General features: G+C 42.6%; 16 protein-coding genes and 1 other annotated feature. Of the genes, 1 reads left to right on the top strand and 15 read right to left on the bottom strand.

Translation table 11 applies throughout. The annotated features are described in order from the left end of the window. Positions 1 to 15: 15 nt before the first annotated feature. From spxR to O3620_RS06095, 10 genes are all read right to left on the bottom strand, one after another. Positions 16 to 1,293 (bottom strand): CBS-HotDog domain-containing transcription factor SpxR, encoded by a 1,278-nt coding sequence (gene spxR / locus O3620_RS06140; protein WP_032909696.1) that lies wholly within the window; start codon positions 1,291 to 1,293, stop codon positions 16 to 18. Then, on the bottom strand, positions 1,286 to 1,837 hold the full coding sequence (locus O3620_RS06135; RefSeq protein ID WP_002918753.1) for a GNAT family N-acetyltransferase: 552 nt from the start codon (positions 1,835 to 1,837) through the stop codon (positions 1,286 to 1,288). Before O3620_RS06135 ends, spxR begins: the two co-directional genes overlap by 8 nt. Positions 1,838 to 1,870: 33 nt before the next feature. Next, a complete protein-coding gene (locus O3620_RS06130; protein WP_002918752.1) occupies positions 1,871 to 3,130 on the bottom strand; it encodes a UDP-N-acetylglucosamine 1-carboxyvinyltransferase in 1,260 nt (419 codons plus the stop codon). A gap of 241 nt (positions 3,131 to 3,371) precedes the next feature. Then, entirely contained in the window at positions 3,372 to 4,562 is a 1,191-nt protein-coding gene (gene metK, locus O3620_RS06125; RefSeq protein ID WP_002918751.1) for a methionine adenosyltransferase, read from the bottom strand. A 217-nt stretch (positions 4,563 to 4,779) separates the two neighbouring features. Beyond that, positions 4,780 to 5,247: a deaminase gene (locus O3620_RS06120; protein WP_002895042.1), complete on the bottom strand. Its 468-nt coding sequence runs from the start codon at positions 5,245 to 5,247 to the stop codon at positions 4,780 to 4,782. 217 nt (positions 5,248 to 5,464) lie between these two features. Then, positions 5,465 to 5,824, bottom strand: a complete 360-nt coding sequence (gene rplT, locus O3620_RS06115) for a 50S ribosomal protein L20 (protein WP_000124830.1) — start codon at positions 5,822 to 5,824, stop codon at positions 5,465 to 5,467. Between the two features lie 44 nt (positions 5,825 to 5,868). Further along, the gene (rpmI, locus tag O3620_RS06110; RefSeq protein WP_002895038.1) at positions 5,869 to 6,069 is read right to left on the bottom strand and encodes a 50S ribosomal protein L35; all 201 of its coding nucleotides are present in this window, start codon (positions 6,067 to 6,069) and stop codon (positions 5,869 to 5,871) included. A 33-nt stretch (positions 6,070 to 6,102) separates the two neighbouring features. Next, positions 6,103 to 6,633, bottom strand: a complete 531-nt coding sequence (infC, locus tag O3620_RS06105; RefSeq protein WP_002895037.1) for a translation initiation factor IF-3 — start codon at positions 6,631 to 6,633, stop codon at positions 6,103 to 6,105. A 16-nt stretch (positions 6,634 to 6,649) separates the two neighbouring features. After that, positions 6,650 to 6,780, bottom strand: a sequence feature (ribosomal protein L20 leader region). A 26-nt stretch (positions 6,781 to 6,806) separates the two neighbouring features. Continuing rightward, on the bottom strand, positions 6,807 to 7,484 hold the full coding sequence (gene cmk / locus O3620_RS06100; protein ID WP_002918748.1) for a (d)CMP kinase: 678 nt from the start codon (positions 7,482 to 7,484) through the stop codon (positions 6,807 to 6,809). Between the two features lie 9 nt (positions 7,485 to 7,493). Next, a complete protein-coding gene (locus O3620_RS06095; protein ID WP_002897255.1) occupies positions 7,494 to 7,931 on the bottom strand; it encodes an SAG1386/EF1546 family surface-associated protein in 438 nt (145 codons plus the stop codon). A gap of 45 nt (positions 7,932 to 7,976) precedes the next feature. On the opposite strand from O3620_RS06095, the gene O3620_RS06090 reads away from it, so the two are divergent. Further along, positions 7,977 to 8,174: a ferredoxin gene (locus O3620_RS06090; RefSeq protein ID WP_295345912.1), complete on the top strand. Its 198-nt coding sequence runs from the start codon at positions 7,977 to 7,979 to the stop codon at positions 8,172 to 8,174. On the opposite strand, the gene O3620_RS06085 is transcribed toward O3620_RS06090, so the two are convergent. From O3620_RS06085 to O3620_RS06065, 5 genes are all read right to left on the bottom strand, one after another. Next, positions 8,171 to 8,659: an EbsA family protein gene (locus O3620_RS06085; RefSeq protein ID WP_371601539.1), complete on the bottom strand. Its 489-nt coding sequence runs from the start codon at positions 8,657 to 8,659 to the stop codon at positions 8,171 to 8,173. The genes O3620_RS06090 and O3620_RS06085 overlap by 4 nt on opposite strands. A gap of 79 nt (positions 8,660 to 8,738) precedes the next feature. Next, a complete protein-coding gene (locus O3620_RS06080) occupies positions 8,739 to 11,207 on the bottom strand; it encodes an LTA synthase family protein (protein ID WP_371601538.1) in 2,469 nt (822 codons plus the stop codon). Between the two features lie 56 nt (positions 11,208 to 11,263). Next, a complete protein-coding gene (locus O3620_RS06075) occupies positions 11,264 to 12,934 on the bottom strand; it encodes a rhamnan synthesis F family protein (protein WP_371601537.1) in 1,671 nt (556 codons plus the stop codon). Between the two features lie 16 nt (positions 12,935 to 12,950). Next, entirely contained in the window at positions 12,951 to 14,156 is a 1,206-nt protein-coding gene (locus tag O3620_RS06070) for an ABC transporter ATP-binding protein (protein ID WP_002906153.1), read from the bottom strand. After that, positions 14,156 to 14,962 (bottom strand): ABC transporter permease, encoded by an 807-nt coding sequence (locus O3620_RS06065; protein WP_002918741.1) that lies wholly within the window; start codon positions 14,960 to 14,962, stop codon positions 14,156 to 14,158. Before O3620_RS06065 ends, O3620_RS06070 begins: the two co-directional genes overlap by 1 nt. Positions 14,963 to 14,964 lie beyond the last annotated feature (2 nt).

Raw genomic sequence — 14,964 nt, 5'->3', positions numbered from 1 at the left:
TCTAAATTCCTCTTCTTAATTAATTTTCACTGTAATCGTCGCTTTGGCAACCAGCATCGCTTCCAGATACATCTCAAAGTCAATAATAGCTGTCCGCCTAGTCTGACGGATAATGCGCGGCTGGATATGCAGCAGGTCATCAATCTGGACCGCCTGAAAGAAATAAATCATCAGTTGATCGATAATCAAGCTGCGGCCGCTGTTGACCATGAGCTGCTGGGCAATCCGAGTCAAAATTTCTGTCAGCACACCGTTGGCCAGCACACCATTTTGCTCCAGCATAAAAGGCTCAACGGTAAAGGAAAACAAATCATCCTGACGACTAATCTTCTGTCCTACCTGCTCACTGAAAGTCGGCAAGCTGGAAATCTGAGAACGGCTCATTTTTTCCATAATATCCCGACGCGTAATTACACCTAGCAAGGTCTGATTGCTACGAACCACTGGTATCATTTCAAAATCTTCTGCAATCATGCGCTGACTGATATTGGCAATATTGGCAGATAGACCAGTCATAAAGACGTTTTTCGTCATGACCTTGTCCAAGGTTGTCAGAGGAGACTTATCCCCTGCATCCCGCATGGTTACTACTCCCACCAGCATCTGCTGTTGGTTGATAACCGGAAACCGGCTGGCGCGATTGCGACGAACTAAGTCTAGATAGTCACGAACAGTATCAGTATCATGCAAGAAGCCGTACTCGTGGCTAGAGCGATAGACCTGCTCCACTGTTAAAATATCGGTCTTGATCTGCATATTGGACAGGGCACGATTAATCATAGTTGCGACGGTGTAGGTATCGTGCTTGGTCCTGAGAACCGGTATATTGAGCAGATTAGCCATCTTCAGAACTTCCGAGCTGACTTCAAAGCCTCCGGTTACCAGCACCGCATTCTCATTTTCCAGGGCCAAAAGCTGGATTTTCGTCCGGTCTCCGACAATCAAAAGACCGCCCTCTGTCAGATAGCGTAGGATATTCTGCTCCGTCATGGCTCCGATAGAAAATTTATTGAACTCTTTTTCTAGACCATCTTCTCCAGCCAATACTTCTGAGCCAGTAATATCAACGATTTCCTTATAGGTCAGATGCTCCAAGACAACTTTCTTGGACTTGACCCGAACCGTACCACTCCGAGGCCTGGTCTCAACAATACCGCGGTTCTCCGCTTCCTTGATCGCTCGATAAGCCGTTCCATCGCTGACTCCTAGATAGTTTGAGATACTGCGGACACTGACCCTCTTACCGATTGGAAGATTTTCAAGATAGGTTAAAATTTCCTGATGCTTACTCATTAAAATCTCCTCTCTCATAACGGTACTCCAGATAATCTCTCATCTTCCTCGTGTACCGATCGCTCCCTTTAAACTGCCGGTAGAGGCTGAAGCCAGATTTTTGAGCGACCTTTTGACTAGCTAGGTTCTCTGCATGAGTGATAATACTGAGGCGCTTGAATTCAAAGCGGGTAAAAGATAGAAAAGTAATCTCTCGAACAATTTCTGTCATCAGCCCTTGTCCCCAGTAATCTTGCCGCAGAAAATAGCCTAACTCAGCTTCTTTCTTGATCTCATCCATCTTTTCAAACTTGACAGATCCAATCATTTCCTGCGTTTCCTTGTGACAAATAGCCCAAATCCCCAGAGGATTTTTCATAAAGAAATTGGCAATGACGTATTCACTTTCCTCTAGGCTTGCTTCTGTCGGAAAAATGAATTGAGTATTTTCCGGATTGGACGCAATCTTATATAGGGCTCCTGCATCTTCAAATACAACGGGTCGCAAAAAAGCATGCTCCGTCTCAATAAATGAGCAGGCTGCTAAATGTGTCCATAAATTCATCTGCTACCTCTACAAAAAATAAGCGAAAAACGCTTATTCTTCTATCAACTGGATATCTGCACCCAGACTTGTTAATTTTTCAATAATATTAGAATAGCCACGCAGGATAAACTCGATATTAGTAATCTCTGTCTTTCCTTGAGCCATCAAACCTGCAATAACCAAGGCAGCTCCTGCTCGTAAATCGGTCGCCTTGACCTGAGCTCCCTGCAGTTGATTTGGCCCCTCGTAGACAATCTGGTCGCTGCTGGTCGAAATCTTGCCTGCCATCTTAGCCAGCTCCGCCACATGGTTAACCCGCTTCTCATAGATGGTGTCCGTGATTTTACCGTGGCCATTAGCCGTCAGTAAGAGCGGGGTAATCGGCTGTTGTAGGTCAGTTGCAAAGCCTGGATAAGGGGAAGTCTTAATGTTTATAGCTCTCAGAGTTTGCTGCTCTTCGACAAAAATGCTGTCTTCAGAAACCGTCATCCGAACACCCATTTCCTCAAGCTTGGCAATAAAACTCTCCAAATGCTCATAAAGGACATTATTAATCTGAATTCCCTGACCAATAGCTGCAGCAAGAGCGATATAAGTTCCTGCCTCGATACGGTCTGGAATTACTTGATGACGAGTTCCATGAAGGTGTGGAACCCCCTCAATCGTAATAATATCAGTTCCTGCTCCACGGATATGTGCTCCCATATTATTCAAGAGAGTTGCCACATCGATGATTTCTGGCTCCCGCGCTGCATTTTCAATAATGGTTCGACCTTTGGCCTTGACAGCAGCCAACATCGTGTTGATGGTAGCGCCCACGCTGACCGTATCCATATAAATGCTAGCGCCTTTCAGCTGCTGACCTCCTGTGGATAGGTTCATGTAGTTGCCATCCATGGTCATCTTAGCCCCCATCGCTTCAAAAGCCTTGAGATGCAAGTCAATAGGACGCGGCCCCAAGTCACAGCCACCAGGCAGACCTACCGTCGCTTCCCCATAGCGACCAAGCAAGCTGCCATAGAAATAATAGGAGGCTCTTAGACTGTTGATTTTTCCATAAGGCATAGGGACATTTTGGATACCACGCGGATCAATTGTCAGACTGTCCTCAGAGCGAGTAACACTAGCCCCCATGGCAATCATAATATCAATCAGACTATCCACATCCGAAATATCCGGAACGCCATCCAACGTTACAATATCATCCGCCAGAATCACAGCCGGAATCAAGGCAACAACACTGTTTTTAGCACCATTAATAGTCACCTCTCCTTTTAAGGGGCGACCACCATGTATTACAATTTTTTTCATGTTTAAAATAAAGCTCTTTCAAGGTATTGCCATTTATTATACCACAGATTCGGGAAATTTCCTATACTTTTAGATAAATAAGACAATTGAAATTAAAATGAAACAGGGAAAACAACTTTTTCAATAATTTTTCAGAAAAACAGTATTGCAAAAAATGAAAGAAGCGCAAGGCTAGACTGCTTGCCTTGTAAAATCCACCTATAAAAAAAGCTCTCAATCATTACGATTGAGAACTGTCATCTTACTGCACTGCTGCTTTCAATGCCTCTACCTTATCCAACTTTTCCCAAGGCAGGTCAATGTCTGTCCTACCCATGTGGCCATAAGCTGCTGTCTGACGGTAGATTGGTCGTTTTAGATCCAGCATTTGAATGATACCGGCTGGACGCAGATCAAAAATCTGACGAACTGCTTCCTGCAATTTGCTTTCTGCAACAGCACCAGTGCCAAAAGTATCGATCCGTACAGAAACCGGCTGAGCCACACCAATGGCATAGGCTAACTGCACTTCTGCTTTCTTGGCCAGTCCCGCCGCCACTATGTTTTTAGCGATGTAGCGAGCTGCGTATGAAGCTGAGCGGTCGACCTTGGTTGCATCCTTACCAGAGAAGGCACCGCCACCGTGACGAGCATAACCGCCGTAAGTATCCACAATAATCTTACGTCCAGTCAAGCCAGAGTCACCTTGCGGGCCGCCAATTACAAAGCGACCGGTTGGATTGATGAAGAATTTCGTCTTATCATCCAAATACTGGGCTGGAATAACTGCTTTAATTACCTTTTCAATCACATCACGATGAATCTCTTCATTGGTCACTTCTGGGTCATGCTGGGTCGAAATAACCACCGTATCCACGCGCACAGGCTGGTCATTTTCATCATACTCAACGGTCACCTGTGACTTAGCATCTGGACGCAGATAAGCAATCTCTCCTGATTTGCGCAATTCCGCCAATCGACGGACTAGCTTGTGGCTGAGCGAGATAGGAAGCGGCATGAGTTCTGGCGTTTCATCCACTGCAAAGCCAAACATAAGCCCCTGGTCGCCAGCACCAATCAAGTCCAATGGATCTTGATCCGCATTCCCACGAACTTCCAGAGCTTCATTGACACCCTGAGCAATATCTGGCGACTGCTCCACCAAAGATGGATGAACACCGACCGTCTCTGCTGAAAAGCCATACTCTGTATTGGTGTAGCCAATTTCTGCAATGGTATCACGAACCACACGATTGATATCCACATAAGCTGTGGTCGAAATCTCACCAAAAACATGAACCGAGCCCGTATAAACAGCTGTTTCAGCAGCCACATGGGCGTCTGGATCCTGACTCAAAACAGCATCCAAAATAGCATCGGAAATTTGGTCTGCAATCTTATCAGGATGCCCCTCCGATACAGACTCAGACGTGAAAAGTTTACGTTCTGACATAGAAATGTCCCCCCTTAAATAAATTGTTATAGAGTTACAAAGTACTGATAGAAAGAACTACCACCTTATCGGGACTATATAACTTCTTCATTATACCACTTTTCGCTAAAAAATTCAGAATTTTTTAAATAGAAAAAGTTATAGCCAGAAACTATAACTTTATTCTTTGGATTTACTTGGATTGAATAGGCCACTAAACTCACATATTCAAAGTACACTATACCAAATCCGTCTGAGCGATAGCCTTCTTGACATCATCCAGCGGCAGATGAACTAATTCCACCTCTTTTTCCTTGTAGAGATATTGAGCATAGTCATCTATCCGATATTGGTTGATGTAGACTACCCGCTTGCAGCCGACCTGAAGCAGTTGCTTGGTACAGTTGAGACAGGGGAAATGGGTCACATAAGCCGTAAATCCCTTGGGAACCCCCCGCTCGGCTCCTTGCAAGATGGCATTGACCTCAGCATGCAAGGTTCGCACGCAGTGACCGTCAATAACCAGACACTCGTGGTCAATACAGTGCTCAGTCCCTGAAACCGAGCCATTGTAACCAGTTGAAATAACCTTATTGTCCTTGACCAAGACAGCGCCGACTTTGGCTCGTTTGCAGGTTGAGCGATTAGCGATTAAGAGAGCCTGAGCCGCAAAATACTGATCCCAAGCTAAACGATTCTCCGACATAATTTCTCCATTCTACTGATTTTTTATTCACATAAGTATCTGTTTTTTCTATTATATCGCAATTCCCTATTTTTAACTAGCTTTACCATGAAAGCTGTCTTATCAGTAACAAGCCTTTATCTATACTATAAGTGGCATAGCGGGCTATTTCTTTCTTTATACTTTTCATTAATAGTTATGGAAAAAGAACCAAGGAAATCCTCAGTTCTTATTTTAATTATTTACCAAGCTTAGCTTTAGCTGCATCTGCAAGAGCTGTGAAAGCTGCTGCATCGTTAACAGCCAAGTCAGCCAACATTTTACGGTTAACTTCAATCTCAGCCAATTTCAAACCATGCATCAATTGTGAGTATGAAAGTCCGTTCAAACGAGCTGCCGCATTGATACGAGTGATCCAAAGTTTGCGGAAGTCACGTTTTTTCTGACGGCGGTCACGGTATGCATAGTAGTAAGAGTTCATTACTTGCTCTTTTGCAGTACGGAACAAGATATGTTTTGCTCCATAGTAACCTTTAGCTAATTTTAAAATACGTTTACGGCGTTTGCGTGATACAACGCCACCTTTAACACGTGCCATTTATATTTCCTCCAATATTTCCTAGATAATCGTTACAGTAGCTCTTATTTCAGACCTGTAAGCATTGCTTTGATACGCTTGAAATCTCCTGCATGCACCATTCCTGCTTTGCGAAGATGACGGCGTTGTTTCTTAGTCTTTCCGTGGAAACGGTGAGAAGTGTAAGCACGGAAACGTTTCAAGCCACCAGAACCTGTACGTTTGAAACGTTTAGCTGATGCGCGGTGTGTTTTTTGTTTTGGCATAATGTTTTCTCCTTTTTCTATCTTTCTGACAATCTATTTTTTGTCAGGAATTGGCGCCATCTGCATGAACATCTGACGTCCATCCATCTTAGGCTTTTGCTCAATAATAGCAACATCTTGAGTCGCTTCAGCAAAATCTGCTAAAACTTTAGCCCCGATTTCTTTGTGGGTAATCATCCGGCCTTTGAAGCGGATAGATACCTTTATTTTATTTCCTTTTTCAAGGAACTTGCGTGCGTTGCGAAGTTTAGTGTCAAAGTCTCCCTTATCAATAGTTGGACTGAGACGGACTTCCTTCACAGTAACAACACTTTGTTTCTTGCGTTGTTCTTTTTGTTTTTTCTGGTACTCAAATTTGAACTTGCCATAGTCCATAATTTTTGCAACAGGTGGTTTAGCTTGTGGCTGAATCAGGACCAAATCGACATTTGCTTCATCCGCAAGAGACTGCGCTTCGCTCAGCGGTTTAATACCTAATTGTTCGCCGTCAAGACCGATCAAGCGAACTTCACGCACACGAATTTCATCATTGATGAATAAGTCTTGTTTTGCTATGGTTTTCACCTCTTTTTTTATTTTTAGAGAAAAACAAGTGCGGACCTGCTAACGCAAACCCGCACTACACGATAATATTTCATTACTGAAACTGAATCCTGTAGAGCCAGACAACGTTAGTCGCAAGGCGAGAAGCTCTCACTTCTGCTTTTCTCAACTCTTCCATCATACCAAGTTTCATTTTATTTGTCAATGATTTTTTTCGCTTTTTCTTCGATAAATGCAACAACTTCAGAAATGCCAATACCAGTGGTATCAAAATGTATGGCATCGTCTGCCGGTCTCAATGGCGAAACCTCGCGATGACTGTCCTTATAATCTCGCTCTGCAATTTCTTCTTTCAGTTTCTCCAAGTCAGCAGGAATACCTTTTGATAGATTTTCCTTATAACGGCGCTCAGCTCTTTCCTCGACCGAGGCTACCAGATAAATCTTGAGCTCAGCCTGAGGTAAAACAACCGTTCCAATATCACGGCCATCCATGACAATCCCTCCCTGAGCTGCAATTTGCTGCTGCAAGGCCACCAGTTTCTCACGAACTTGAGGAATGGCTGATACCCAGGAAACATTATTAGTAACTTCATTTTCCCGAATCGGGTGAGTCACATCCACGTCGCCGACAAAGACTAGCTGCTCGCCATCTTCTGCTCGACCAAAACTGACCGAATGATTATTGAGCAAGTCTACAATTTCAGTGGCATCTTCTTCTGTTAGATGATGCCGCAGAGCCAGATAGGTTGCAGCCCGATACATGGCTCCTGTATCTAAATAAGTATAGCCAAAGTCCTTGGCAATAATCTTGGCAACGGTCGATTTTCCACTGGAAGCTGGACCGTCAATCGCAATTTGAATCTGTTTCATGGCTGGCTCCTACTCAATCTTCACAACGTCACCTGGATTGGCATACCAAGAACCAGTGGACATATGAGAAGGGTTAAGCTGTTCCAGCTTGGCAATAGAAATACCTGCACGCGCCGCAATGGCTGCTTCTCCTTCGCCAGGCTGAACAGTCAGAGTTCCCTCAGAGGATTCTGTGGTATTTGCCGCTGGCTGCTCTGCTGTAGAAGACGCTTCACTGCTGGAACTTGCTGCTGAAGTGCCGTAGAAACCTTCCATTTGGGTTTGTCTATTACTCCCTCCAGTAGACAGATAGGTCAGGAAGCACACCACCGCAACTACTAAAATACAGAAAATAATGGTTAATATGGTCAACAAGCGATCTGCATTCAAGGCGCTAAACTTCTTGGTTCGTTTCAACTTATCTTCTCCGTTATCGTATACATCTTCTTCCCATGGTTCTTTTTCCATGACTTCCTCCTTGAGTTTTTCTTAAAATCTTATTACAATATGGGTATGAAAGTAACACTCATTCCCGAACGGTGCATTGCCTGTGGGCTCTGTCAAACCTACTCAGATCTTTTTGACTATCATGACAATGGCATCGTCAAATTTTACCAGGACGACCAGCTCCTAGAAAAGGAAATCGCTGAGGATCCCGATGTCGTGGAAGCCATCAAAAACTGCCCAACCCGAGCTCTTTTGAAAGACTAGGATTTTTTGGACTGACTGCCATAGTAAGCTTCAAAATAGTCAATATGGGTAAAATTATCTACTAATTCTACCTCACCCTTAAAATGCTCATTAAGGGCTAGGGCATTGACAAAATATTTCTTAGGCCACTTGCGCATACAAAAACTCCGGCTGCGGCTCTGCCCTTTAAAATATAAGGTAATTGACGTCTTGGTCACTTCGACTTTTTCAATATCTGAAATCTTGACCTTTATCGGAGTAAAGGGATTGGCTGTGATAATTCGCAAGGTTCCATCATCATAAATGGCAAAATAACGATGAACTCCCATTCCCAACAAAACCATGAACAAGAAGAAAGAAAACAGAACAAGAGTCGGCACTCGTGAGCTTTCATACATCAAAGCTAAGCCAACAAAAATCGGAATGACCGATAAAGACCAATATATTATCAGGATGGCTACATCTGGCTGCCAATGATAGCGAACCTTACCGAAAATCTTTATCATGCTCACACCCCCATACTACTAGTTTAGCATAAATTAAGAAAAAATAGAACAGGTAGACTTGCCTATTCTATTTTTTTATTTATGATTTTGCTGTCTTAAAGAAGCTATCAGACAAGTAGCCCTTGCCTCTGACCATATCATATTCAATCAGTTTCAAATCATCTGCTATTTCTTGAGCTTCTTCGTCCAATTCCTTTTTATCTATACTGGCCTTATGCAATACTTCTGTTAACAAAGCATAGTAAGGTGATACTTTGGAATTTGTCTGCTCCAGTAAGAGAGCGGAGAAATCACTAGAATTGACTCTTGGATAATCGAGTTTAGGAGTTTCATAATTACTCCAAACGAAATAATCTGTCAGATATTGGCTTTCTGGATTTTCTTTAAAGGCTGACTGAGGATAGAGACCAGGCAAATGGTCACCGTAAAAGACGACTGTTACTTTTTTATCTACCTTTGAAAGCTTCTCCAAAAACTCCTTGGTCGCCTGATCTGTATGGTAAAGCATTCTGACATAGCTGGAAAGAGATTCGTTCCCTTCCTTGCTAAAATCAGGATAGCTGGCAGACATATAGACAGGATTGGGCTCACTCCAAGGCATGTGGTTCTGCATGGTCATGACAGAGAAAAACTGTCCCTGCTTGCCATTCAAATGCTCCAAGACTTGATTATAAGTCGTTTTATCGCTGTAATTACCACCTATATTATCCCCCTTCAGGCCTTTGGTACCATAGTGAATAAAGGTATCAAATCCCAAATCCTGGTAAATGACATTTCTGGCATAATTGCTAGGGGAGGCCAGATGGATTACTGTCCGATTCTTAGATGAATAAGCATCGCTAATGGAAGGGAATCTATTCATCCTCGGGACAACTTCAGTATAGAGAACCGAAATAGATGGAGACAGATTATAAAAAGGCAAACCAGTCAGGGTTTGAAATTCCATGTTGGCCGTTCCCCCACCATAACCATCTGACTTCATAAGTCCACTGGTGGTGCGAGTTTTAACTTCCTGAATATAAGGAATTGGATTCTCAGACATAGTAACGCCGTCAACCCGATTCGGGTCAGAAAAACTTTCACTCAGGAGATAAATTACCGTTTGATCTTCGATTTTATTCTGGCGTTCTTTGTTAATAGCTTCCGCAATATTCTTATACTTTTTTTCTATCTCTTGAATCTTTTCCTTAGAATAGCCACGCGGCTCAATCATGGTTGTATCCGACATCTGTGAAAACCAGACAAAAGAAAGGGAGCGAAGCTGTGAATTGACAGTATTTCCCATCCAAGTCAGGTCATGGTAATTATTCAAGACCGAAATGACTGGGATATTCTCTACTATTTTGCCATTCTTTTTAGTAGCAAATATATCCATGACTCCCAAGAAAAAGACCAGGGGCAGGACTAGCAAGAGGAGCTGGTATTTAAGAACGGTAATGAGCTTGCCTGGCAAGATTTTCTTACGCAAATACCAGTAGAGAGCGCCTAAAGCAACTAGTCCCAAGATAGCATAAAATCCATAATTGCCTCCGAGAAAGTCAAAGAGGGTCTTGGGATTTCTCAGCCAGACCATATCACTAGGCAATATTGGCTCTTGGCGATACTGAAATTTCAGACTGCTAGCTATGGTGGCAATCACCACTAGCGCTGTTATCAGCATGGTTGGCAGGAGAAAATGATTGAAAATCAGGTAAAGAGCCATAAAAATCATGAAAAAAACGATGATTTGAAAGAGACTGGCTCCAGTGAAAAGATACTGATCCAAAACAATCACGTCTCCTCGGATACTATTTTGAATGGTGTAATTAAAGATAAGAGCAAACACTGCACTCAACACAAAAGCTACAGACACACTAGCTTTATTCTGAGCAAGATCGCGCAATCCCTTCACAGCTAGAAAGCTAGGGAGAGAAAGCAGGATAAAGATAAGTGCGATAAGGCAGAGGAAAGTTAGCATAAAGTTCTGCGTTATATCCAACTTGCCTTCCTCAAGGAAATTCACTAAATAGCTTTGGTGATGCAGCAATTCCGGCATCTTATCGTCCATCAAAGCAAGAAATAGGAAGAGTTGGGATAGAAAAAGATTTTCCAGTACCTCTCTATTTTTCTTATTAACCTGCAAGAACTTACCTGGGAAGCGTTTTTTAAGCTTTGGAAAATGGATAAAAATATACGCAAATAAGAAAATCAAAAGCAAGCCAGGCAGGGAGTTAAACTGCCAAAAATGATTGCTAAAAACTCGATCTGCTTTGAACTCAAAATCATTGACATGCTGCGTTACTGTCAGTAAGTAAGAAAATCCCGTATAGAGAGCGTAAATAATAGCTGACCATATAAAGAATCTTTTGCTGAAGAGCTGAGACAAAAGCTTGCCCAAGCCAAACAAAAGAGGAAGCAACATCAGAAAGGCCAGCCACAAGGCAGGATAATTCCGCAAATCTTCGCCTTCCTCCAATAATAAGACTGTTGCAACAGCGACTATATCTAAAAGTAAAAAACTAATCAGCAGGTATGAGAACTGCTTATAGTGATTGAGTAAAAATTTCATTTTTCTTTCTGGTAAATAGTTAAATTCTCTAGCGAGATTTTTGTGAATTAAGAATCTCACTTTTTCTTTAAAAGATTGGACAAACGATTTCTAATCTTTTGAGATAAATTTTTCTGACTTAATTTTTCTTTTTGCTCGGTCAATTCTGCCCTCTTCCTCTGCCAGTCCAGTAAAGGGGGGAGGGAAGATAAGGGCATAATCTTGAAATCATAATGACTGTCCCAAGCTAGATAAACCAATAGATGCTCTAAAACATCAGACAGCTCCTGATCAGAGGATGGCAAACTTTCTAAGCTCTTCATCTGGAACCAACTAGCCAAAGCAGAATATTTGAACCATAAGAAACCGCCATAGACTCTCGTCAGAGAAGGGGTGCTCATAAAGTTAAAACACTTATGCAAACCAGCATCCTGCCAGACAGAAGTCAGCCTTGGACGCGGCGGTTCTGACTCAAACAAGCCATCTCTGACTAGACGCGGCAAATCGGGTATGACAAGTCCTAGATCAGAATTCTTTTCCAGTGCTTCTATGCTTGCATCCGCAGAATCCACCATCATATTTATCAAATCAGAGCGCATAGCTTGGTCAAAAACTGCCTGATTCTCTACCAATCTATGAGTAGATAGATGACCGATATAAGCATAGTTTTGCAGAATTTCCTTCTGCTCCAGCATGGCAAGCCAGGCATGAGATTTCTGACTTAGGACAATCTGAACTTTATTGCCCAGATGAGCCAGCGATGTCTGCAGCTGTTTTAGCACTTCTGGCTGACCTGTTGTCACTAAATACTGGTACTGAGACGATAGAGAGAATAGATTGTCCTGATACTGCTGAAAAATAGGAAAATCCGTTACATGGATATGCAGGAGGACAGGCTGCTCTGTACAATAGTTCGAAGTTGACTGGGACAAATACTTGTCCTCTAGTAAACAAGGAAGGTCCGGACCAAAATGATAGAAAAGATGTTCCCTAATAAGCAAAATCGGATAGGACGAGTTTGTTTCAAGATCTTCCAGCAAATACCTAGCCAAAAAAGGATTGCCTGTGAGAGCCTTCACCTTTAGAAAAGGAAGCTTTGCTTCCAGAATCCGAAGAGGCTTATAGTATGAAAAATCTGGATGAACCAATTCTCCTGCTTCTTCCTGACGGGTATCAAGGAGAGCTTGATATCTGAATCCTGCCTCTACAAAACGTTTGGTAAACTTAGTTTCGTAATGGTCTATTACATCTTGAACGTCAGCAAAATCTTCTATCTGCGACCAAAATTCTCGGAAAGCCTTGTCTTTAAGAACTGACTGCTTAAAGGTGACAAAGTAGCTCTGCAGGTGTTCTTCAAAGTATCTGGTCTTGCGAAAATTAGTCATTCCCCAAAAATCAACTTGCGAATCCTCTTCAAAACGCTGATAAATCGGCGCTAAATCCCATAGCGGACCAAAGCAAGTGTCGTTCATGAGAGTCAGAGAATCTGAGTTCTGCAAAGTGTCAAAACCCAGCCAGTTCATACCATCACGCCAGGCTGCAAAATCAAAGCCTCGATTATCTCGCTCAAGCAAGTCAGAAATGCCCAACTCTTCTCTCAGCCGGCATTTGCCCTCATTGCTCAAAGGACTATTTGAAATAAAAATAATCTTAGAAAAAAGCGGCTTTAACTGCTCCAATTGATAGAAGACATGACCGCTTATATGATTGCATTTATTGAAATGAACATAGAGTAATATTCGTTCCATGAAAATACCTTATTCTTTATGATTGAGAAATCTTCCAACTGCCATTACGCTGGATTAAGCCAGTAGCAGAATCCTTAGCAGAGACATCGTCATCCTTAATATCCTGACGATTGACTAAGATAACTGGGTTGTTCTGAGAGTCTGCAAAGGCTAGAATTTGTTCTTCCTGATCCCGCACTGAAACCTGCAGTTTTAACTTAGCGTTATTTATCTGTGACACATGGCACTTGTAAGTCAAGCGCTTCTGTCCCGGTCCTTCTGTCGGCTGATCCATGGAGTTATCATTGTAGAGCCAGATAGTTCGATCGATATCTGTCAGAGAAAAGGAAACATAGGTCGGAAGGTCTTGATTTACCCGATAAGAAATTTCAAATTCAATCTCTTGTTCAGGTGAAATCTGAGGCGAATGCAAGAGCTTAACCTTCAAATCAGAAACCGCTGCATTCTCAACCTGGAATCCTTCGTTCATGGCTTTTGTTTCAGTTGCATTGTCCAGACTGTACTGGTTGGCCACATCGTCTGGATTGCCGATAGCCTTGACCAAGCCATTTTCAATCAAGACAGCCTTATTACAATACTTTTTAACAGCTCCCATGTCATGGGTCACCAGAATGGTCGTCTTGCCTGATTCCTTGCGATCTTTGAAGTAGTCATTACACTTACGCTGAAAGGCTTCGTCCCCGACAGCCAAAACCTCGTCCAAAATCAGAATATCACCCTGAGCCTTGATAGCCACTGAAAAGGCCAAACGCACCTGCATACCGCTGGAGTAGTTCTTGAGTTTTTGGTTCATAAACTCGCCCAACTCAGCAAACTCCACGATATCATCGTACATGGCGTCTACTTCTTCTGTTGAGAATCCCAGCATTGCACCGTTCATATAGACATTTTCGCGGCCAGTTAGTTCTGGATTGAAACCAACACCTAGCTCAATAAAGGAAACCAACTTACCGTCAATAGTTACCTTGCCCTTCTCCGGAATATAAATCTCAGAGATAATTTTCAGGAGGGTGGACTTACCAGAGCCATTGCGGCCGACAATCCCGTAGAAGTCCCCTTTTTCAACTTCAAAGGAAATATCTTTCAAAACATGCTGTTCTTTGTAGCCTTTGATCCCCTTAAAACGATTGACTAAACTGGTTCTCAAACTCTGAGTAGCCTCAGTAGGCAATCGAAAGAATTTACTTACATGGTCGACTTTTACTGCAATATTATTTGACATTATAAAATCTCCGCAAATCTCTTAGCATTTTTATTAAAGAAGAACAAACCTAGAGCCAATATCACAAAAGGAATCAAGTAGGGAATGAGGGCGATTAGTTTGTTATTCACGATGTCCCAGCCTCTGACATTGACAGGAGAAACGATGAAATGGCGCATGTCCTGCAGCATCTGGGCAATCGGATTGAGCATCATAATTTTAGCGACAAAAATGTTTTTACCTTTCAAAAGGAAGTTCAGAGAGTAGATAATCGGGCTGGCGTACATTCCAGCTTGAAGAGCCACTTCCCAAATCGGTCCAATATCGCGATACTTTACAAACAAGGAAGACAGCATGAGGGCGCAGCCCATTGCCAAGACCAATACCTCAAGAAAAAGAGGAATAATCACCAGCGTATGCAAGCCGAATTCCACCTGATTAATCAAAGCGAAGAGGAAAACAACGACCAGATTAATCAGAAAATTGATAGCTGCTCCAAGAACTGATGAAAAGACGATGGTATGCTTTGGAAAGTTCAATTTACGCAGCAAATCTCCCCGAGAAACGATGGAAAGCATGCCCATATTGGTAGCTTCGGTAAAGAAAGACCAGAAGACCATCCCCATCAACAATCCTACAGTATAGTGGGGGGTTTGATCGTCAAAGCGTAAAAAGCGGACAAAGACCAGATACATGATAGTAAACATCATCAATGGCTTCAAAATCGACCAGAGATAGCCGACCAAGGATCCTTGATAACGCAACTTAAAATCCGTCTTGATTAATTCTTTTAAAAGAATTCGATTTTTTTTACTAAAAAAATCCATGA

Source organism: Streptococcus sp. 27098_8_134 (genome assembly GCF_041431675.1).
GTDB classification, from domain to species: domain Bacteria; phylum Bacillota; class Bacilli; order Lactobacillales; family Streptococcaceae; genus Streptococcus; species Streptococcus sanguinis_R.
This window is presented reverse-complemented; position numbering and strand designations above follow the sequence as displayed.